Source organism: Corallococcus sp. AB030 (genome assembly GCF_003668965.1).
GTDB classification, from domain to species: Bacteria; Myxococcota; Myxococcia; order Myxococcales; family Myxococcaceae; genus Corallococcus; species Corallococcus exiguus.
In genome coordinates this window covers 1-19,998 of sequence record NZ_RAWQ01000011.1, presented here as the reverse complement: position 1 = coordinate 19,998, position 19,998 = coordinate 1, and the positions used below count along the sequence as shown (strand labels likewise).

The 19,998-nt window shown below is 70.0% G+C and carries 15 protein-coding genes; 9 read left to right on the top strand and 6 right to left on the bottom strand.

Features of this window, described 5'->3' with window-relative positions:
- Positions 1 to 214 precede the first annotated feature (214 nt).
- From D7Y15_RS04615 to D7Y15_RS04590, 6 genes are read left to right on the top strand one after another with little or no spacing between them, the layout of a single operon-like run.
- The gene (locus D7Y15_RS04615) at positions 215 to 778 is read left to right on the top strand and encodes a chemotaxis protein CheW (RefSeq protein ID WP_121751810.1); all 564 of its coding nucleotides are present in this window, start codon (positions 215 to 217) and stop codon (positions 776 to 778) included.
- Entirely contained in the window at positions 775 to 2,241 is a 1,467-nt protein-coding gene (locus tag D7Y15_RS04610; protein WP_120574960.1) for a CheR family methyltransferase, read from the top strand. The genes D7Y15_RS04615 and D7Y15_RS04610 overlap by 4 nt, the downstream gene beginning before the upstream one ends.
- 60 nt (positions 2,242 to 2,301) lie before the next feature.
- Entirely contained in the window at positions 2,302 to 3,888 is a 1,587-nt protein-coding gene (locus D7Y15_RS04605; RefSeq protein ID WP_120574973.1) for a methyl-accepting chemotaxis protein, read from the top strand.
- Complete coding sequence (locus D7Y15_RS04600) at positions 3,885 to 4,298, top strand: two-component system response regulator (RefSeq protein WP_120566495.1); 414 nt, start codon at positions 3,885 to 3,887, stop codon at positions 4,296 to 4,298. The genes D7Y15_RS04605 and D7Y15_RS04600 overlap by 4 nt, the downstream gene beginning before the upstream one ends.
- A gap of 10 nt (positions 4,299 to 4,308) precedes the next feature.
- On the top strand, positions 4,309 to 4,890 hold the full coding sequence (locus D7Y15_RS04595; RefSeq protein WP_120574961.1) for a chemotaxis protein CheW: 582 nt from the start codon (positions 4,309 to 4,311) through the stop codon (positions 4,888 to 4,890).
- Positions 4,891 to 4,906: 16 nt separating this feature from the next.
- Complete coding sequence (locus D7Y15_RS04590; protein ID WP_120574962.1) at positions 4,907 to 7,444, top strand: response regulator; 2,538 nt, start codon at positions 4,907 to 4,909, stop codon at positions 7,442 to 7,444.
- Positions 7,445 to 7,537: 93 nt separating this feature from the next.
- On the opposite strand, the gene D7Y15_RS04585 is transcribed toward D7Y15_RS04590, so the two are convergent.
- From D7Y15_RS04585 to D7Y15_RS04570, 3 genes are all read right to left on the bottom strand, one after another.
- Positions 7,538 to 7,744 (bottom strand): hypothetical protein, encoded by a 207-nt coding sequence (locus tag D7Y15_RS04585; RefSeq protein ID WP_120574963.1) that lies wholly within the window; start codon positions 7,742 to 7,744, stop codon positions 7,538 to 7,540.
- On the bottom strand, positions 7,741 to 8,382 hold the full coding sequence (locus tag D7Y15_RS44040; RefSeq protein ID WP_126932966.1) for a hypothetical protein: 642 nt from the start codon (positions 8,380 to 8,382) through the stop codon (positions 7,741 to 7,743). Before D7Y15_RS44040 ends, D7Y15_RS04585 begins: the two co-directional genes overlap by 4 nt.
- 124 nt (positions 8,383 to 8,506) lie before the next feature.
- Positions 8,507 to 9,451, bottom strand: coding sequence for a histidine kinase dimerization/phospho-acceptor domain-containing protein (locus D7Y15_RS04570; RefSeq protein WP_233604823.1), 945 nt, complete (start codon positions 9,449 to 9,451; stop codon positions 8,507 to 8,509).
- 280 nt (positions 9,452 to 9,731) lie between these two features.
- On the opposite strand from D7Y15_RS04570, the gene D7Y15_RS04565 reads away from it, so the two are divergent.
- From D7Y15_RS04565 to D7Y15_RS04555, 3 genes are all read left to right on the top strand, one after another.
- Positions 9,732 to 11,807 carry an alginate lyase family protein gene (locus D7Y15_RS04565; protein ID WP_172813900.1) on the top strand — a complete coding sequence of 692 codons (2,076 nt, stop codon included), beginning with the start codon at positions 9,732 to 9,734 and terminating at the stop codon, positions 11,805 to 11,807.
- Between the two features lie 71 nt (positions 11,808 to 11,878).
- A complete protein-coding gene (locus D7Y15_RS04560; protein WP_120574975.1) occupies positions 11,879 to 13,198 on the top strand; it encodes a nucleotide sugar dehydrogenase in 1,320 nt (439 codons plus the stop codon).
- A 100-nt stretch (positions 13,199 to 13,298) separates the two neighbouring features.
- Positions 13,299 to 15,041 (top strand): TldD/PmbA family protein, encoded by a 1,743-nt coding sequence (locus D7Y15_RS04555; protein WP_304988677.1) that lies wholly within the window; start codon positions 13,299 to 13,301, stop codon positions 15,039 to 15,041.
- Here D7Y15_RS04555 and D7Y15_RS04550 read toward each other — a convergent pair.
- The 3 genes from D7Y15_RS04550 to D7Y15_RS04540 all read right to left on the bottom strand — a co-directional run.
- Entirely contained in the window at positions 15,038 to 18,145 is a 3,108-nt protein-coding gene (locus tag D7Y15_RS04550) for an alpha-amylase family glycosyl hydrolase (RefSeq protein ID WP_121751833.1), read from the bottom strand. The two genes, D7Y15_RS04555 and D7Y15_RS04550, sit on opposite strands and share 4 nt — an antisense overlap.
- 38 nt (positions 18,146 to 18,183) lie before the next feature.
- Positions 18,184 to 19,155 (bottom strand): hypothetical protein, encoded by a 972-nt coding sequence (locus D7Y15_RS04545; RefSeq protein WP_121751807.1) that lies wholly within the window; start codon positions 19,153 to 19,155, stop codon positions 18,184 to 18,186.
- Between the two features lie 11 nt (positions 19,156 to 19,166).
- Positions 19,167 to 19,998, bottom strand: an 832-nt coding sequence (locus tag D7Y15_RS04540) for a metalloenzyme (protein ID WP_121751806.1), incomplete at its 5' end; no start/stop codon positions are given.

The window sequence follows — 19,998 nt, the reverse complement described above, 5'->3', positions numbered from 1 at the left end:
TCTCCGGCAAAAGCAGCAGCTCCGTATCCAAGCACAACTCGCCGGTGCGGCGCACGCCAAGGGGGTCCGGAATCCACCACGTCGGGGCAAGCGCGACCCCGGTCGTAGGGGGGGATGTGAGTCGCGACCTTCGGGTAAGCCCGCATTGCTTTGGGTGGGGCTCCCGGATTACGGTTTTTCTTCCTGCCTGCCATCCGGCGGGCCGAGTTCTTCGATGGCCGAAACCCCCAGAGTCCCCGTCCCTCCACAGGCGCGCCGGCTCTCCGTGCAACAGCGCCTGAGCGCGCTGGAGGCGGAGCAGAACCAGCTGCGTCAGGAGCTCGTCACCTTGCAGGGCGAGGTCCGCCTGCCGGGCCTCTACCTGACCGTGGAGGCAGGCAACACGACCGCGCTCGTGCCCGCCAGGCAGGTGCAGGAGGTGGTGCGGCTGGTGGCGCTGGATCCGCTGCCCGGCGCGCCGGTGCACGTGTCCGGTTCATTCGTCTACCGCGGCAGCCCGGCGGTGGTGGTGGACGTGGCGCGCCTGATGGGCGTCAAGCGCACGCCGGATCTGGACTCGCTGCTGGTGGTGGTGGACGCGGGCCGCATGGTGGCGCTGCTGGTGGACCGGGTGAAGGACCTGGTGGAGACGCCGGTGCTGGTGGACGGCTCGCAGAGCGGCGAGGAGAAGCTGCCGTGGGACGGCACCGGGCTGATGGCGGGCTTGTGCCGCACGCCGGAGGGCCTGCGCCCGCTCCTGCGCACGAGCGCGCTGCTGAACGGGACGGAGGGCCTGTGAGCGACGGGCTTCTCGACGACGCCACGCTCGCGAAGGTCGAGGAGGTGCTCCAGGGCGCCTGCGGCCTGACGCTCGCGAGCAGCCTGCGTCGCTCGTTGGAGCCCGCGCTGTCCCGCGCGGCGCTGTCGCGCAACCTGTCCGAGACGGCCTTCCTGCGCCAGTTGCTCATTCGCGAGCCGACGGCGGTGGAGGCGTTCATCGAGCACGCCGTCATCGGCGAGACCTACTTCTTCCGCCACCCGGAGCACCTGCGCGCGCTGGCGTCCCGGGCGCGCCTGCACCAGGGCGGCCCGTTCAACGTCTGGAGCGCGGGCTGCGCGAGCGGCGAGGAGCCCTACAGCATCGCCATGGCGCTGATGGACGCGGGGCTGGGCAACGGCGGGCGCTTCCGCGTGCTGGCGACGGACGTGTCCGGCCGGGCCCTGCAGCGCGCGAAGGCCGGCGTGTACAGCCCGTGGTCGCTGCGGCGCATCGAGCCGGACCTGGAGAAGCGCTTCCTCGTTCCGCACCCGGGCTCGTCGGGAAATGACACGCAGCACTCCGTCACTCCGGAGGTCGTGCGCACGGTGGACTTCCGCCGCCACAACCTGGCCACGGACGCGGTGCCGTCCCTGGGCTTCCACGCCATCTTCTGCCGCAACGTCCTCATCTACTTCACGCCGGAGCTGGTGCGCGCGGTGCTGAGCCGGCTGGTGAGCGCGCTCGCGCCGGGCGGGCTGCTCTTCGTGTCGCCCGCGGAGGTGCCGCTCACCAACGGGATGGGGCTGGAGACGCTGGACGTGGACGGCACCCCCGTCCTGCGCATGCCCTTGGAGCAGCTGTGGACCGCGGGCGAGTCCGCCACCGTGTCCCCTCCGCGTCGCGACGCGCCCTCGGCCTTCACCGCCGCCTCGCTCCGCCGGGAGACGCCGGTGCCGGGCAGCTTGCGGATTTCGTCCCGCCGCCCCACGCCGTCCGCTCCCATGGCGGTCTACTCGGCGCGGCCGTCCAGCCCGGCTCCGGTGGCGGACGCCCCGCGTGCCCAGGCGTCCACGCCGGCGGCTCGCGCGGCCCAGGACGCGGGACTGCTGACGCGGGCGCTGGAGGCGGCGCACGCGGGCCACTTCGAGGAGGCGGAGGCGCTGGCGCGCGAGGCGGCGCGGGCGCTGTCTCCGGAGGCGTACCTGCTCCTGGCGATGGTGGCCGAATCGCGCAACGACCTGGACGCGGCGGTGGAAGCGGTGCGCAAGGCGCTGTATCTGGAGCCGCAGCTGGCGCTGGGACATGCGACGCTGGTAGCGCTCTACAGCCGCCTGGATCGGCGCGAGGACGCGGAGCGCGCGAGGCAGAACGCGCTGCGCGCGCTGGATGGATTGGATGACGAGCACCCGCTGCGAGGCGTGGAGACGACGATGACGGCGGGGGGCTTGCGGCAGGCGCTGGCTCCCCGGCCTTCGCAGATGGGCTGGCAGGGCGCGCGCTGAAGTCGTGGGGCGCGCCGGTACACGTGAGGTGGGGACAACGTGGAAGCGAAAGGTTTGAAGATGGCGTCGCCTCAAGGGGCGGATTCGACCAGGCTCAGCCTGCGGACGAAGATCCTCGGGGGCACGGGCATCTTCGGCGTCGTGCTGGTCGGCATCCTGACCTTCGCGTTCTGGATGCAGATGAGCGACGGCCTGCTGGATGAGCTGACCAAGCGCTCGCGCGCGGTGGGCATCGGCATGGCGTTCGCCGTGGGTGCGTCCGCCGCGGCGAACGACGCGATGATGCTCCAACTGGGCACCGACGCGGCTCTCAAGAGCGTGCCGGACATCGCGTACATCGTCATCCGCGACGCGAGCGGCAAGGTGCTGGCGCGCTCCGCGGACGAGCACTTCGCGACCGCCGCCGCCGTGGAGCCCGCGGACGGCGACGCGGTGGTGGACCGCCTGCTGACAGCGGGCACGCTGCCCGTGGTGGAGACGACGGCGCCCATCCTCTTCGGCCCGCCGGGCGGCGCGCTCAAGCGCGTGGGCACCGTGCAGCTGGCGCTGGACCGCGAGGCGCTGGCGGACTCGCTGTCCTCCAGCACCTGGCGCACCGCGGGCCTGGGCCTGCTGGTGCTGGTGCTGGGCCTGCTGGCGGCGGCCGGCATGGCCAGCCTGTTCATCCAGCCGCTGGAGCGGCTGGCCCGCGCGGCGGTGGGCATCGCGGCGGGGGACCTGCGCCAGCAGATCGACACGACCGGCACGGACGAGATTGGCGAACTGGCGGGCAGCTTCGCCACCATGGCGGACGCGCTGGTGCACCTGCTGCACGACCTGCGCGGCGCGGCCACGGACCTGGAGCACGAGGCCGCGGGCGTGCTGGCCACCTCCACGCAGCAGTCCGCGATGGCGCACCAGCAGGCGTCCGCCATCAACGAGACGAGCACCACGGTGGCGGAGATCGCCCAGACCTCCAAGCAGGCCACGTCCTACGCGGACGCGGTCATCGCCCAGACGCAGAAGTCGGAGTCGCTCAGCGCTCAGGGACAGAAGGTCGTCACGGAGAGCGTGGAGGGCATGGAGAAGCTGGGCGAACAGGTGAAGGCCATTGCCCTGGCCATCACCGACCTGAACGAGCGCACGCTGCAGATCAGCGACATCATCGGACAGGTGAAGGACGTGGCGGAGCAGTCCAACCTTCTGGCCCTCAACGCCTCCATCGAGGCGGCGAAGGCGGGCGAGCACGGACGCGGCTTCGCGGTGGTGGCCACGGAGATGCGCACGCTGGCGGAGCAGTCCCGCATGGCGGCCGAGCAGGTGCGCGTGCTCCTGGGTGAAGTGCAGAAGGGCACCCGCCTGGCGGTGACCACGACGGACGAGGGCAGCCGGCGCGCCCAGGCGGCGATGGAGCTTGCGCGCGGCGCGGGCTCCACCATCCTGGGCCTGTCGGAGGTCATCCGCGAGTCGTCCGGGGCGGCGCGGCAGATCGCGGGCAACACGCGGCAGCAGACCATTGGTGTGGAGCAGATCGCCACGGCGATGGGCGAGCTGACGTCCGCCATGAGTGATTCGGTGGAGGGCACCCGGCGCATCGAGCAGGTGGCCGGCAATCTCTCCATCTTGTCGAAGCGCTTCTCTGAACTTGTAGGCAGGTACCAGCTATGAACAGCAACGTGACGGGTGGGGCACGCAAGGCAGCGAAGGTGCTGATCGTGGAGGACACGAAGACCATCACCAACCTCCTGCAGGTCTACCTGATGGGGTGGGGGCTGGACTTCGTGGACGCGCCCAATGGCGCGGTGGGACTGAAGCGGGCGCGCGAGCAGAAGCCGGACCTCATCATCTCCGACGTGCAGATGCCGGAGATGGACGGCTTCGCGCTGTGCGCGGCCATCCGGGGCGACCCGAAGCTGCACGACACGCCCTTCATGCTGCTCACGTCGCTGAAGGACGACGCGAGCCGCCAGAAGGGGAAGCTCGTCGGCGCGAGCGCGTTCCTCAACAAGCCGGTGTCCGTGGACGACCTGCGCTCCAAGGTGCGGGACATCCTCAAGCTGCCGGCCACGAAGTACTGACCGCCCGCCCATGTCTACTGACGACCGCAAGCTGCTGCCCATCGACTTCGACGAGCTGAAGGCCTCGCTCGACGCGGCCCAGATGCTGCTGGAAGGCGCCACCGTCGTGAGCGCCCACAGGCGGCGCGAGGTGCTGCACCAGCGCGCGGTGGCGCTGGCGAACTCGCGCCACGAGACGCGCCAGGAGGTCGTCACGGTGCTCGCCTTCCAGGTGGGCGGCGAGCGCTACGCGGTGAAGATCGACTACGTGGACCACGTGCTGGAGTCGCGCGGGATGTGCTCGCTTCCCGGGGCGCCGCGCCACGTGCTGGGGGCGCTCCTGTCGCGCTCGCGCATCGTGCCGGTGCTGGACCTGCGGCAGTTGCTGGGGCTGGAGGGCGGGGGCATGTCCGACCTGAGCAAGGTCGTGGTGGTGGAAGTGGACGACGAGGCGTTCGGGCTGGCGGCGGAGGTCGTGGACGGACGGCTGGAGTTGCCGCGCGCGGAGCTGTCCCAGCCGCCGCCGGGGCCGTTCCTGTTCCTGACGCCGGACCGGCTCACGGTGCTGGACCTCACACAGCTGGGCAACCCGGCGGCCGCAAGGCGCGGCTAGAGGGGACTGGGGTTTCATGGATCCGCAGTTGCTGCGCAGCATCTGGCCGGTGTTCGCCGCGGAGACGCGCGAACAGATTCAGGCCATCGGGTCGAAGGTGCTGGGGCTGGAGCAGCCGGCCAGCGCCCGCGACGCGGACCTGATGCCGTCGCTGAAGCGCGTGGTGCACAGCCTCAAGGGCTCCGCGGCGAGCCTGGGGCTGGACGACATCGAACGCATCGTCCACGCCATCGAGGACGGGCTGTCCCACGTCGACGTGGATCAGCCCATCTCCCGGGGCGCCGTGGAGGCGATGCTCCGGGGCCTCTCCGCCATCGAGAACGCCCTCAACCGGGGCGACGCGGGTGAACAGCCCGTGGTGGACGGCGTGGGCTCGCTGCTCAAGGCCCTGGGCCACGAAGAGCCGGCCGCCCCCGGGTCCGACGACGCCGCCATCAGCGGCCCGTTGGGCGAGGACGGGCTGAAGGCGCTGGTGGCGCTGGAGACGGCGCTGAGCACGCTGGTGTCCCCCAAGGTGGAGGACCGGGCGGGCGCGGTGCGTTCAGCGGTGGACCAGGCGCACGCCCTGCGGCAGATCGCGGAGGCCGTCCAGGCGGATGCGGTGGCCACGCTGGCGGAGGCCGCGGCGCTGGGCTTCACGCGCATGGAGGAGGGCGGGGACGCGGCGGGACTGGCGGCGTCGGAGGTGGCGGGTGCGCTGGTGGACCTGCGCATGGCGCTGAGCGTGGCGGAGGAGGCTGTCGCGGTCCGCGAGCCCGAGCCTGTGAATCTGACTCCGGCCCCTGCGGCGAAGCCCGCGGCGCGTGCGAGCACTCCGGCTCCTGAGGGCCGCGCCGGGACGGTGGACCGCGCGGTGCGCGTGTCCGTGAAGACGCTGGACTCGCTGGCGCTCCAGGTGGAGCACCTGGTGTCCGGGCGGTCGCAGCAGGGCCGGCGCACGGAGGGCTTCCGGTCGCTGACGGATCAGGCGCACGAGGTGCTGCTGCACCTGGAGCGCGCCGCGTCGCAGCTGGCCATGTCCGGTGGCGGGTCCGCGCTGGAGCCGCTGCGCACGGGCGTGGGCCTGATGCGCACGATGCAGAAGCGCCTGCTGGAGCATGCGAAGGAGGCGCACCGCGACGGTGAGCAGCAGTCGCTCATCGGTCAGGTCATCCGCGACGACCTGCGCGACCTGCGCATGGTGCCGGCCTCGCAGGTGCTGGAGCCCCTGCGGCGCACGGTGCGCGAGACGGCTTCGCGGTTGGGCAAGGAGGTGGCGCTGGAGCTGGGTGGCACCGACGTGCGGCTCGACCGGCGCATCGTGGACGCGCTGAAGGATCCGCTGGTGCACCTGGTGCGCAACGCCATCGACCACGGGCTGGAGATGCCCGTGGAGCGCAAGGCGGCGGGCAAGCAGGAGACGGGCCGGTTGGTGGTGCGGGTGGAGGCGCGGGGCACGCGCATTGGCGTCATCGTGGAGGATGACGGCGCGGGCCTGGACCCGGTGCGCGTGCGCGCGACGGCGGTGCGCCGGGGCCTGATGAACCAGGAGGCGGCGGACAAGCTGTCGGACGCGCAGGCCGCGCGGCTCATCTTCCAGCCGGGCTTCTCCACGCGAGATGAAGTGACCTCCACGTCGGGTCGTGGGGTGGGCCTGGACGTGGTGCTGGCCACCGCGCAGCGGCTGCAGGGCAGCGCGGACGTGGAGTACACGCCCGGCAAGGGCACGCGCTTCATCGTGGACCTGCCGTTGACGCTGGCGGCGGCGCTGGGCCTGCTGGTGCGCACCGGCACCACCATCACCGCGATTCCCTCCGACACCGTGAAGCGCGTGCTGCGGCTGGACGCGGACGACGTGGGCACGGTGGCCGGACGCGTGGTGGCGCGGCTGGATGGCGAGCAGCTCACGTTCCTGTCACTCTCGGAGGCCATCGGCCTGCCGCGCATGCCGCTCGCGCTGGAGTCGGGCCGGCGGCAGACCGCGGTGCTGCTGTCGCTGGGCGAGGAGCGCGTGCTGTACGCCATCGACGAGGTGGTGGGGCAGCAGGAGCTGGTGGTCCGCGCGCTGGGCAAGCACCTGCGGGACGTCACGCACCTGGCGGGCGCGGCGGTGCTGGACGACGGCCGCGTGGTGCCGGTGCTCAACGCGCCGGAGCTGCTGCGCGCGGCCAAGCCGGACACGCGCACCTCCGGTGGTGAATCCAAGCTGCCGCGCATCCTGGTGTGCGACGACTCGCTCACCACGCGCTTCGCCATGAAGTCGCTGCTGGAGATTGCCGGCTACCCGGTGGTGACGGCGTCGGACGGCGAGGAGGCGTGGCAGGTGCTGGAGCGCGTTCACTGCCACCTGGTGGTCAGCGACTGGCAGATGCCCCGGCTGGACGGCGTGGGACTGGCCCGCCGCATCAAGGGCCACCCCATGTTCCGGCGCACGCCCATCATCCTGGTCACGTCGCTGGACAGCAACGAGGACCGCGCGGCCGGTCTGGAGGCGGGCGCGGACGGCTACCTGGTCAAACGCGAGGTGGAGCGCGGCAAGCTCCTGGAGCTCGTGCGCCAGCTGCTGCCGGGCTGAAGCAGGGCAGGGCAGCCTGGAAACGACGACGCCCCGTCCTTCGCCTGGAGCGAGGGACAGGGCGTCTGTTCTTTTCAGCCGCGAGGCGCTTCTTCAGCGCGGGCGGACCCACGCCTTGGGCCAGTCGTCGAACTCGGTGACCTCCTGGTCGTCGACGAGCAGCGTGTACATGGACTCCTCGGGGAAGTCGCCGATGCGCAGGCGCAGTTCCTTGCCCTCCGCCTTGGTGCGCAGCGGGTGGAGCGGGTCCGACGTCTTCACCCACTCCAGCTTCTGCTTCATCAGTTGATCAGCGTTCATAGCTTTGCCTGTGGCTTGGCGTAGATGTTGTCCACGGCCTGGTTGGTACGCTGCGAGCTGTTGATGATCTTGTCGTACGCCTGCGCCTCGCTCAAGCCGCTCTTCTTGGCCTCACCGACGAGCTGGTCGAAAGAGGGGCCGTCCAGACGGCCGTACTTGAAGAAGTCGCGCGCCTTGAGCATCGCGGATTCAAACGTGCCCATGAACTCACGCGCGCCCACGCGGGCCTCGTGGCGGATGGCGTGCGCGGCCTTCGCGCGGTCCGCCAGCGACGCACCCTGCGCCTGGAGCTTCGCGTCGTTCGCGGGGATGCCGGCGATCTGCTGCTTGTACCAGGCGCGGATCTCGGTGTTCGTCGTGGGCTTCTTGGCGCCGCTCGCCTGCGTGTTGTTCACGCTCGCCGCCCCTTCGGGGTTGCGCGGGCGGGTGCGCGACGGGCTGCCGGTGGACACGTCACTCGGCGGCCGGTTGGCCGTCGGGGGCGCTGAGTTCGACCGGGCGGGCTTCGTCGGCGTCGAGGACGGCGACGTCGTCGTGGTGGGCTTCGCATCCACGGAGTTGCTGCGACGCGGCTGCGGCGTCGACAGCGCCGAGTCGGACTTCGTGGAGAGCACGCTCGAGCTTCGGTTGAGCTTCATGGGGGAGGCCTTCGGGGTCAGGAAGGAAAACCGCTTTCCCTTTTATCGCAGTTGCGAGTAGGCGAGTTGCGACCTCCGCCTACCTTTCGCGCACTGGCCCGACGTCTCCCGCCTTCTCATACTCTCAGCAGTGGGCAGGTACGGGGAAGGCGTCATCCCCCGGCAGCACCAGGGTGATTTCCAGGCGGGGCTCCACGGCCACGGCCATCGTGCCTCCCAGCCGCTCCGCGAGCTGCTGGAGCATGGCCTGCGTCCGCGCCGTCAGGGCCGCGCCAGGGCAGGCCTGGACGCGCAGCAGCCACTGGGAGGCCTCCTGGGCCGGGCCCAGGTGGACGTCCACCGCTACGGCGCCAACGGTGCCCCTGGCGAGGGTGCGGGCGAGCAGCTCCCAGTCCGCCCGGGCGCCTCTCACCGGTACGGTCCGTTCCGCGGGCAGCGTCAGCGTGGGGGCGGCGCGGCCTCGCGTGGGCGCGAAGGCGCGCGTCAGCACGGGGCGCAGGTCATCCAGGCCCGGCACGGGTGGTGCCAGGCGCCGGTCGATGAGCTCCTTCTGATCCGCGGCGACCTTGGCGATGCGCTCCAGGTAGCGCTGCGCCTGCGGGCCCAGCGGTCCGCCGGTGCCCTTGAGCATCATGTCCACGTAGCCCTTGATGACCATGAGCGGTGTACGCAGGTCGTGCGCCGCGCGCGAGCGCCGCTTGTCCTGCACCGCCACGGTGCGCTCCAGGCGCCGCTTCGCTTCCAGCAGCCGGGCCTGTCGTGCGCCCTGGGCCGCCTCGCGCGAATGCGCCGCGAGCAGCGCCGGGGCGAACGTGCTGAAGCGCGCCACCACGCTCCGCTGCGACGTCGTCAGTGGCGCGGGCCATATCTCCATGACAGAGGACCGCTTCGATGCATCCGCGCGACGGGCGGGGACGTTCCCCACCTTCATCACGCAAACGCGTCCTTCATAGAGGGCCGCGCCGGTCGCACCGGTCAGCCGCAAGGACGCCTTGAGGAGAGCCTCCAGGCCCGCGCGCGTTCCTTTGCGCAGCGCCTGCTCGGCCACCGCCGTCAGCGTCGTTTCCATCCTGGCATCGAGGTCGTCCTCGATGCGCCGCCCCATCCAAGCCCCAGCCCGCACGCGCCAAGGAATGGTCATGCCCGTCAAGAGGCGCAATGGCTCCACCGGGGAGCACTTCCGTTCCGCACCAGGCAGCAATCCTTTACCCACGCTGATCACGCCGGGCGGACATTTTTACCGCCGTTCGGGCAGCCCCCTCGAGCCAAACCCTTGCTCTTGCTGGGAAAAGGTTTTGGCCAGCCGCTTGCTATCACCAGCCCACGTCAGGCTGGGCGGGAAGGGGCGGATGGGTACTCTCGATTACTACGCGACGATGGCTCGGATGGCGCCTGGGGCGCTCGCGAAGAGCGCGGTCCGCCGGGTCCAGAAGGTCGCACGGCAGGCGCTGTACCGCCGCCGGGAGCAGGTGGACGAGGCGCAGCTGCTGGAGTCCTTCGGCGCCACCCGCGCCGAGGACCTGGTGACGCTCGCGCTGGATCACCGCACGTCGCGCGCCTGGTGCGAACTGTCGCAGCGCGAGTCCGCTCGCGCCGCCATCCAGAAGCTTCCGGGCGCGAAGGTGCGCACGCTCGAGCGCGCCGAACAGGCGCTCCGTCAGGAGTGGGACGTCTTCGGCATGAAGGTGGCCTTCGGCGAAGGCAAGCCGGTGGACTGGTCCCTGGAGCCGGTGAGCGGCCGGCAGTACCCGGTGGATCCAGTGGAGCGCATGCCGCTGCACGTGACGGGCATGGATCCGAAGTACCCGTGGGTGATGGCCCGGCTGGACAGCGCGCTGGCCCTGGCCCAGGGCGCGTGGGTGGCGGACACCGAAGCGGAGCGCTCGCGCTTCGCCACGGCCTTCGTCGCGCAGACGCTGGACTTCCTGCAGGCGAACCCCGTGGGCATGGGCGTCCATTGGACGTGCCCCATGGAGATTGGCTTGCGCGCGGCCAACATCGCGCAGGCGCTGGTGATGTTCGCGGACGCGCCGGAAGTGCGCCGTCCGGAGTTCCTGGTGCCCGTGCTGGGCGCGCTCGCGGAGCACTGCGCTTGGGTGGAAGCCCACCTGGAGGACACCAGCGCGGTGCCCAACAACCACCTCGTCTCCAACTACGTGGGGTTGGCGGTGGTGGGGCTGCTCTTCCCGGAGCTGCCCGGCGCGCCCCGTCAGGTGGCGCTCGCGGCGAACGGCCTGCGCACTCAAATGGAGGCGCAGGTCCACCCCGAAGGCACGTCCTTCGAGGGCTCCATTCCCTACCACCGCCTGTCGGTGGAGCTGTTCACGCTGGCCTTCCTCGTCGCTCGCGGCGCGGGCGTGTCGATGGGCCCCGCGTACGAAGCGCGTCTGCGATTGATGTTCGTCGCGGCCCGCGCGTGGTCGTCGGAAGCCGGCCTGGCTCCACAGATTGGCGACAACGACAGCGGCCGCGTGTTCCCGTTCCAGGAGCGCGAGGACGGGGATCACAGCTACCTCGCGGGGCTGGGCGCGGCGCTCTTCAACGATGCGGGGCTGGGCGGCGGCGTGTTCCCGGACGAGGCGGCGTGGCTCCTGGGCGACGCGGGCCTGGTGCGTTTCAACGCGCTGCCCGTGGCTCCGGCGCCCGCGTCGGTAAGCTTTTCGGAAGGTGGCTTTCACATCTTGCGCGGCGAAGGGGTCGTGCTCACCGTCTCGGCCGGAAAGCAGGGGCAGCGGGGCGTCGGAGGACACAGCCACAACGACAAGCTTTCCTTCGAGCTTCACCTCGCCGGCCGCCCCGTCATCGTCGATTCAGGCACGGGTTCGTACACGCGGGATCCGGCTCTGCGCAACGCGATGCGGAGCACCGCGGCGCACAACACGCTTCAGGTGGATGGGGCGGAGCAGGCCCCGTTGGATCCGGCGCGGCTGTTCGCGCTGCCGGAGGATGCCCGGGCTCGCGTCGTGGCCTTCCAGCCCGGCGCGAAGCATGACCGGTTGGTGGTGCGCCACGACGGCTACCGCCACCTGCCGGCCCCGGTAGGGATTGAGAGGACTTTCTTCCTCGACCGGCACGTGCGCGCGCTGGCCGTGGGGGACCGGCTCGTCGGAACGGGCCGTCATGAGGTGGTCGGACGTTTGCACCTGCCAGATGCGCAGGCGCGGTGGTGCCAGCCCGCGGCGGAAGTGGTGGCGCGTGCGGGGCGCGTGCAGGAGGGCCCGGAGGCCTTCGATGCACGGGCCCTGGAGATTGGACCGGCGGATGCACCCGCGGGTTGGGTGCTCTTCGGGCGGGGGTTGGAGACCCTGCTCGTGCCGTCTCGCTACTCGCCCGCGTATGGGCGCGTGGTGCCGGCGGTGTCGGTGGAGTTCCGGAGGCAGCTGACGCCTCCGGCATGGTTGGGGTGGGTGTTCGTCTTCAGGTGATTGGTGTGGGTCGGGACGTGTGAGCCGGCGAGGCCGCACGTCAACTGCTGGGAGTAACGACAATGCGCGTGATGGTTGGCAACCCGTTGCTGGGTCGGATTCAGAATCGGGAAGCGAAGGTGGGCGTGGTGGGTCTCGGGTACGTCGGTCTTCCGCTGGGCATGGCCTTCGCGGAAGCAGGCTTCCCGGTCACGGGGCTGGACGTCGACCAGCGCAAGATCGACAAGATCGCCAAGGGTGAGAGCTACATCAAGCACATCCCCAGCGCGCCGCTGGCGGAGCTCACCAACGCTGGCAAGCTCAAGGCGACCAACGACTTCGCGAAGTCCCGCGAGCTCGACTGCGTCATCATCTGCGTCCCCACGCCGCTGACCGCGTCGCGTGAGCCGGACATGACCTTCATCATCCAGACGGGCGAGGCCCTGGCGCCGTACGTGCGCCCCGGCCAGCTCTTCATCCTGGAGTCCACCACCTACCCGGGCACCACCGAGGAGATCCTCAAGCCCCTGCTGGAGAAGAACGGCCTCAAGGCGGGCGTGGACTTCTTCCTGGCCTTCAGCCCCGAGCGCGAGGACCCGGGCAACAAGGGCTTCAACACCAAGACGATTCCGAAGGTCGTGGGCGGCTACTCGCCCGCGTGCCTGGAGGTGGCGGTCGCCCTCTACGGCAGCGCCCTGAAGGAAGTGGTGCCGGTGACCTCCACGCGCGTCGCGGAGCTCTCCAAGCTGCTGGAGAACATCTACCGCTGCGTGAACATCGCCATGGTCAACGAGATGAAGATGCTCTGCGACCGCATGAACGTGGACGTGTGGGAGGTCATCCAGGCCGCCAGCACCAAGCCCTTCGGCTTCCAGCCGTTCTACCCGGGCCCCGGCCTGGGCGGGCACTGCATCCCCATCGACCCGTTCTACCTGACGTGGAAGGCGCGCGAGTTCGAGTTCCACACCAAGTTCATCGAGCTGGCCGGTGAGGTGAACTGGCAGATGCCCTACTACGTGGTGCAGCGCACGATGGAGGCGCTCAACCAGAACAAGAAGGTCCTCAACGGCGCGAAGGTCCTCTGCATCGGCGCGGCGTACAAGAAGGACATCGACGACCACCGCGAGTCCCCGTCGCTGCGCGTGATGACGCTCCTCAAGGAGAAGGGCGCGGACATCGCCTACCACGACCCGTTCGTGAAGGAGCTGCACAAGGGCCACGGCTTCAACATGGAGATGAAGTCCGTCCCGCTCGACCCGGAGACGCTCAGCCAGTACGACGCGGTGATGATCCTCACCGACCACTCGCACATCGACTACAACGAGCTGGTCCAGCGCTCGAACATCGTCGTCGACACGCGCAACGCGACCAAGGCCGTCACCCAGGGCCGCGAGAAGATCGTCAAGGCGTAGGCCTGTAACGAACAGAGCATGCGGGCAGGAGGGTCCTCGCTTCACGCCAGGGTGCGTGAGGGGAGGGCCCTCGCCGCGTTTCTGGCTACAGTGCGTGGCCGTGCCCGGCTCCTCCCGTCCCCTGTTCCCGATGCTCATGGCCGCGTCGCTGCTGATGGGCGCGGCGCCCGCTTCCGACCCTCGCGCTCCGTTGCTGGACGCGATGAGCGCGGAGCTTCAGCGCAACCAGCAGCAGCTCAAGGTGAACGGCCATGAAGCGCCGTACTTCCTGAGCTACGGCGTGAAGGACTACGAGTCGCGGTTGATCATCGCGCGCTACGGAGCGCTGTTCCAGGACGACGACTACCGCGAGCGCAAGCTGGGCGTGGACGTGCGCGTGGGCAGCTACGACTACGACAGCTCCGTGGCGGACTCGCTCGACTTCGGCTTCAGCACCAGCAAGGGCTCCAGCTTCACCGCGCGCAAGGACGGGCCGCAGGACGACTCGCCGCTCGCGCTGCGCACGGCGCTGTGGCTCGTCACGGACGAGAAGTACAAGGCCGCCCTCTTCCAGTACCTGAAGAAGAAGGGTGAGGACGTCTACTCGGTGGAGGACCCCAAGCGCCCCGCGTCCTTCTCCAAGGAGACGCCCGCCACCTACGTGCAGCCGCCGGTGGCGTTCCCTTTTGATCGCCAGAAGTGGCGCAAGCTGGCGCGCGAAGTGTCCGCGCGCTTCAACGCGCACCCGGAGCTGTTCGATTCAGAAGTGCGCATCACCGCGGACAAGGTCACGCGGTTGTTTACGTCGTCGGAAGGCACGCGCCTCATCACGGAGGAGACGCTGTACGCGTTCCACGTCTCCGCTGTGACGCGCGCGCCGGACGGGCAGTTGCTCGACAACTCGCGCAGCTTCTACCTGCCCACGGAAGCGGGGATGCCTGACGAGGCGCGCGTGCACGCGGCGGCTCAGAAGGTCATCGACGAGCTGCTCGCGCTGCGGCAGGCACCGGCCATCACCCCGTACGCGGGCCCGGCCATCCTGGCGCCGGAGGCCGCGGGCGTGCTCTTCCACGAGACGCTCGGCCACCGGCTGGAAGCGGACCGGCAGGACGGCGACACCGACGGCAAGACGTTCAAGGGACAGGAGGGGAAGCAGATCCTCCCGGCCTTCCTGTCGCTGCGGGATGATCCGTCCCGGCGCGAGGTGAACGGCGAGCCGCTCAACGGCTACTACCTCTACGACGAGGAGGGCGTGAAGGGGCAGCCGGTGAGCCTGGTGGAGAAGGGCGTGCTCAAGGGCTACCTGATGAGCCGTCACCCGGTGGAGGGCTTCCCCAAGTCCAACGGCCACGGGCGCGGACAGGGCACGCTCCAGCCGGTGGCGCGCATGGCGAACCTGCTCGTGGACAGCACGAAGCAGGTGAGCGACGCGGAGCTCAAGAAGCTGCTCGTCGCGGAGGCGAAGCGGCAGGGCAAGCCGTACGGGCTCATCATCCGAGACATCACGGGCGGCAACACCAACACGTCCAGCTACGGCTACCAGGCCTTCAAGGGCGTGCCGCGCATGGTGTACCGCGTGGACGTGAAGACCGGCGAGGAGACGCTGGTGCGCGGGGTTGAAATCGTGGGCACGCCGCTGTCGTCCGTGAACCGCATCCTCGCCACGGGGCAGAAGCTGGGCGTGTTCAACGGCTTCTGCGGCGCGGAGAGCGGCAACGTGCCCGTGTCCACCGTGGCGCCCGCGGTGCTGCTCCAGGAGCTGGAGCTGCAGCGCACCATGGAAGGCAAGGACCGGCCGCCGCTGTTGCCCAGCCCGGCCGCCCCGCAGAAGGGGACGGCCGGACCGGAGGCGAAGAAGGACTAACCGACCTTCTTCAGCACCACGTAGCCGGCGGCGGGGATGTTCACCGGGGTGTTCCCGCCGTTCAGCGTGGCGCCGTAGTTGCCGAAGTTGCCGCCGCCGTACACGGAGGCGTCGCTGTTCAGCACTTCCTTCCACTGGCCCGGGGGCAGCGGCAGCGAGTAGCCCTCCAGGTTCTTCTGGTTGAGGCTGCCCACCACGAGGAACTCCTCGTTGCCCGACTTGCGCGTGAAGGCCATCACGCTGTCGTCGTTGTGGGTGTAGACGCGCTTCACCTCCGCCGCCGCGCTGAAGGCGTCGCTGCTGTTCCGCAGGCCGATGGAGTCCTTGTAGAAGCTGAAGGACTGCCGGCGGGTGACGTCCAGCATCGCGTCCTTGCGCTCGGAGGCGGGCAGGGCGGCCACTTCCGAGAACAGCTTCTTGTCGTCCGCGGAGAAGGCCTTGTACGCGCTGTCCTTCGCGCGCGCGTCCGGGGACAGCTCGAAGAGGCGCTCGTAGGTGGCCTTGGTGGTGTCGTTGAACGTCACCTTGCCGAAGTCCACGCCCTGGCCCACGTCCTGCCAGCTCCAGTCGCTGTCCCAGGTGGACGGGTTGCCCCACTTGAAGTCGTTCTGGGCGCCGAACTCGTCACCCTGGAAGAACATGGGGATGCCCGGGCCGGCCATGCCGATGCCGGCGGCGAAGCGGGCGGCGCCGCGCGACCAGTTGTCAGGGAAGTCGGTGGCCTCCGCGCCCTCCGCGGTGTTCATGGTGCGCTCCGCGTTCCCCACCTCGTCGTGGTTGCTGATGATGGACAGCGCGTGCTTCCAGCCGTCCAGGCCGCGCGGGTTCGTCATCAGGTTCACGAACGCGTCCACGTCCGTCTTCATCCCGCGCGAGGCGGCCTGGATCAGGCCCGGCTTGCTGTTGTCGCGCACCAGCCGGTGCTGGAACTCCGTGTACCACTGGGCGTCGAAGCCGCCGCCCGTGCCGTCCGACTTCGCCGGACGCGAGATGTCCGGCTCGTAGTCGAACTGCTCCGCCACGGTCCACGCGTCCGGGTTGATGAAGTGCACCTGGCGGTTGATCTCCCGGAGCATCTCCCAGCCGTCCTTGCCGCCCGTGCCCTTGATGGGCTCCGTGAAGTCGAAGCGCAGGCCGTCGAACTTCAGCTCGGCGATCTGCTGCACGGCGTGGTCCACGAACAGCTGCTTCACCTGTGGCGTGTTGTACGCGGGCACGGCGCCCCACGGGGTGTCGCGCTGCTCGAACTGGCCGGGCTCCTTGGACCAGTTGAAGTAGGGGTTGCTGGGGCCGCCCACGTTCCACAGGCCGTTGTGGTCGCCGAAGACGTGGTTGTAGACGACGTCCGACACCACGTTCAGGCCCTTGCCGTGGGCCGCGTCGATGAAGCGCTTGAGGGCCTCATCGCCCTCCACCCACTGGCCCGTCTCGTCCTCGAAGCCGAAGGAGCTCTCCGTGGCCAGGCTGTTCACGCCCAGGTAGCCCCAGTTGCGCGCGCCCTCCACCTCGTTGGTGGGCAGCAGCTCCAGCGTGGTGACGCCCAGCTCCTTGAAGTAATCCAGCTTCTTGATCAGGTCCTCCATGGTGGAGCGGTTGGCGTTGCCCGCCTCGCCCAGGAAGCTGCCCGGGTGGAGCTGGTACACCACCCACTTCGACGGATCCTTCTCACGCGGGACGTCGTCGTTCTTGAACTGGAACGTCGTGGGGTCGGTGAGGATGGAGCCGCGGAAGGACACGCCGCTGCCCGTGGTGATGAGGTCGCTCCACGGGTCGTTCTCCGCTGACGCCAGGCGCTCCGTGTCGGAGAGCTTGCCGTCGTTGTTCACGTCGTCGCGCAGGTGGAGCTTGCCCTGCGCGTCCTTGTCGAACACCTGGAACTCGTAGCGCAGGCCGGCCAGCTTCTCCGGGTCATTGACGAGCGCCGTCCACGCGCCGGCCTGGTTGGTCATCTTGATGCGGCCGTCGTCGGTGACGTTGCGCGACCAGAAGTCGTTGAGCTTCCCGCCGTGCAGCTTGTCGATGAGCGTGTCGTCGAACTTGCCCAGGCGCTCCTGGAGCTGCTGCTTGTTGAGCGGGTTGCCGTCTCCGTCCTTGAGGATCAGGAACGCGCTGTCCGCGTCCTCCGCGCTGTCGATGTCGAAGCGCATCAGGCCGGTGGCGCCGGTGAAGTAGCGGTCCACCTCCTTGCCGCGCGTGGGGTCCAGGTAGAGCCGGTCCAGGCCGCGCTGCTCGCCCATCATCCGGCGCGCGTAGGGGTCCGGCCGGTCGCTGACAGCGCCCGTGGAGTCCACCACTTCGTAGACGTAGGCCTTGCCCTCCATCTGCGCCCACGCGCCCTTGGCCTGCGTGGTCCAGTTGCCGCCCTCGTCGCGCGTCATGGGGATGCGCTGCTCGCGGCCCTGCTTGTCCGTCACCTTCACCTGCACGGCCCGCGCGTCCGGCGCCCAGAACTTGAAGTTCACGTCCTGGCCGGACTTCTGCGCGCCCATCGTGTGGTACGTCGTGGGCGAGTACGACGCGGTGGACTTGGACAGGTCCAACTTGAGGTTGCCCTCGCCCATCACCGCCCACTGGTCCTTGCCGGACGGGCCGTCCACGCTGACGCCCCACTCCCAGTTGCGAGCCAGGCCGTCGTCCGCCACCTTCACCGTGGCCTCGTACTTGCCGTTGCCCAGCGACTTCATGGGGATGCCGCCAGAGGACCACTGCGCGTTGTAGCGGCCGTCCGTGTCCCAGCTGCCCTTGAGCTTCGGGTTGGTGAGCTCCGCGTGAGGGCCCGCGTCGTACGTGAACGTGATGGTGCGCGTGGTGGGGTTCGCCACCGTCGCGCCGTTCTTCACCGCGGACGTGGGCGCGGCGCCCAACAGCGCGCTCGCGTTGGCGGAGCGGGCCAGGTTGCCGGTGCCGGCCACCGGAGCGCGAGCGCCCGTCGCCGGAGCGGACTCGAAGCCGGACTGGTTGCGCTTCGCGGCGGCGGCCTTCGCGGCGGCGGCCTTCGCGGCGGCGGCCCTCTGCCGCTCGGCCAGCGTGGCGGCATCCGTCGTGGTGTTACCCGTGGTGGGGGACGAGGTGGGTTTCGGGCGGTTGATTTTCGAATCGGTCACGGGGGAGACCTCCGGCGGCCCACGCATAGCGGGCTTGCTCAACTTGTCGGGCTTGGGGCCACCGGAGTTGTGTCCGGTGGCGTGGAAGTGGGCGAATGTGGGGCAGGTGGCGCTGGGAGCTTTGGATTCCCAGGAATTCCGCGCCCTTCCGGGCGTGGAAGGACCAGGGGTGGGGTCAGCCGGCCCCCCTTGAAGCCCCTCAGGTACACGTAGCGGCGGAAGTCGCGGAGGAAGGCGTCCACGGGCAGCCCGATGGCCTCCAGGAAGCCTCCGGTGAAGTCCTGGCCCCTGCGCATGGCGGCGAGGACGCCCCGGATGCGCGCCTCTCCGTAGCGCTCCATGAGGAAGGTGAAGGCGTGGTGGGCGGCGCCGTAGACGGTGGCGTTCTCGGTCTCGTAGAGCGACTCGGCGCGGGCGAGCGGATCCGCCTGGGGGTACTGGTGGAGGAAGCGGGACAGGTCCTCCAGGCTGGGGACGCGGTAGCCCTGGCCGGCGGTGTACGAGGCCATGCCCTCGCTGAACCAGATGGGGATGCCCTTCTTCGTCCAGTCCGACACGGAGGCGGACGCCTGCCACATGAGGCTGTGGGTGAGCTCGTGCAGGAGCAGCTCGTCCACCTGCTTCTGGGTGGCGCCGGCGCGCGTCCAGGTGCGGGGGCTCTGGACCTCCACCTGCTCGTAGCGGGCCCAGGCTCGCAGGAAGTCGTAGCCGGAGCGGCGTGCGGCGCGCTCCAGGGCGGCGTGGTTCGGGTGGATGACCAGGGTGACGGGCTCCTGGAAGGTGCCCCAGCGGGCCAGGCTCGGCGCGGCGTTCTCCACGGCGCGGCGGACCATGTCCGCGGCCTGGGTGTCCTTCGCGGAGTGCTCGAAGAGGAACTCACCGCCGGGCAGCGCCAGCGTGGCGGTGGGGCTGTCGGACTTCTTCGGCGCGGCGGCGCACGCGGAAAGGAGGACCGTTACCGCGAGCAGGGCGGGCAACAGGCTCCATCGTCCGGTACCGCCCACCCGCATCCTGCGTCCCTCTAGTTGGCCCCGAGCCAGCGGATCACCGAGCGGCCCACGTCCGCGACGGTGGAGAACGACGCTACCTCCGGGGCGGAGGGGCCGAAGTAGAGCATGGGCACGGCGTGCACGGTGTGTCCTCGAACCGACAGGTCCTCCACGTTGCCGTGGTCACTGCACACCAACACGCGCGCGTCGTGCGGGCGGGTGGCCGCCACGGCGCGCAGGAAGGCGTCGAAGGTGTCGAGTGCCAGGCGGGCGGCCGTGAAGTCCTGGGCGTGGCCGGCCTCGTCGGCGAGGTAGTGCTCGAAGAAGGTGAAGTCCGCCTGTCCGGCGATGCGCCAGAAGAGGGCCGCGGCTTCTCCGGGCGTGCGGTGGGGCACGTCCAATCCGTATGCGCGCGCGGCGACGCCAGTGATGTCGTGGGTGAGGCCGTCGCCGGCCCGCGCGTCGTCCAGCGTGCGCAGCGGTTCGTCTCCCGCGGCGAAGGCGAGCTTGGCGGCGGAGGGGCGCACCTTGCGCGCGGCGCGCTCCGACAGGGTGAACTCCGGTGGGGACGTGGACGGGCGCCGGGGAACGCCGAGCGCGTCCAGGTATGGCGCGGGGTACGCGTTGGCGAAGGTGGCGGTGCGGCCCGCGGCCTTGAGGCGCCGCACGATGGAGCGCTCCGCGAGCAAATCCCGCAGGGCGGTGTTGGGGTAGCCCAGCACGTGGCCGCCCACGAGGACGGGGGCGGGGTCTCCGGTGAGGATGGCCGTCTGGTTGGAGGCGGACTGGGGCCGGCCGGGCACGCCGAAGGTGGGGTCCACCGGAAGGCCCACGCCGCCATGGGGCATGGCGGGGGCCTTCCGG

Coding starts and splice junctions, on each gene's coding strand:
- D7Y15_RS04615 (WP_121751810.1), top strand. CDS start 215: ATGGCCGAAACCCCCAGAGTCCCCGTCCCTCCACAGGCGCGCCGGCTC.
- D7Y15_RS04605 (WP_120574973.1), top strand. CDS start 2,302: ATGGCGTCGCCTCAAGGGGCGGATTCGACCAGGCTCAGCCTGCGGACG.
- D7Y15_RS04600 (WP_120566495.1), top strand. CDS start 3,885: ATGAACAGCAACGTGACGGGTGGGGCACGCAAGGCAGCGAAGGTGCTG.
- D7Y15_RS04595 (WP_120574961.1), top strand. CDS start 4,309: ATGTCTACTGACGACCGCAAGCTGCTGCCCATCGACTTCGACGAGCTG.
- D7Y15_RS04590 (WP_120574962.1), top strand. CDS start 4,907: ATGGATCCGCAGTTGCTGCGCAGCATCTGGCCGGTGTTCGCCGCGGAG.
- D7Y15_RS04585 (WP_120574963.1), bottom strand. CDS start 7,744: ATGAACGCTGATCAACTGATGAAGCAGAAGCTGGAGTGGGTGAAGACG.
- D7Y15_RS44040 (WP_126932966.1), bottom strand. CDS start 8,382: ATGAAGCTCAACCGAAGCTCGAGCGTGCTCTCCACGAAGTCCGACTCG.
- D7Y15_RS04570 (WP_233604823.1), bottom strand. CDS start 9,451: ATGGAAACGACGCTGACGGCGGTGGCCGAGCAGGCGCTGCGCAAAGGA.
- D7Y15_RS04565 (WP_172813900.1), top strand. CDS start 9,732: ATGGGTACTCTCGATTACTACGCGACGATGGCTCGGATGGCGCCTGGG.
- D7Y15_RS04560 (WP_120574975.1), top strand. CDS start 11,879: ATGGTTGGCAACCCGTTGCTGGGTCGGATTCAGAATCGGGAAGCGAAG.
- D7Y15_RS04545 (WP_121751807.1), bottom strand. CDS start 19,155: ATGCGGGTGGGCGGTACCGGACGATGGAGCCTGTTGCCCGCCCTGCTC.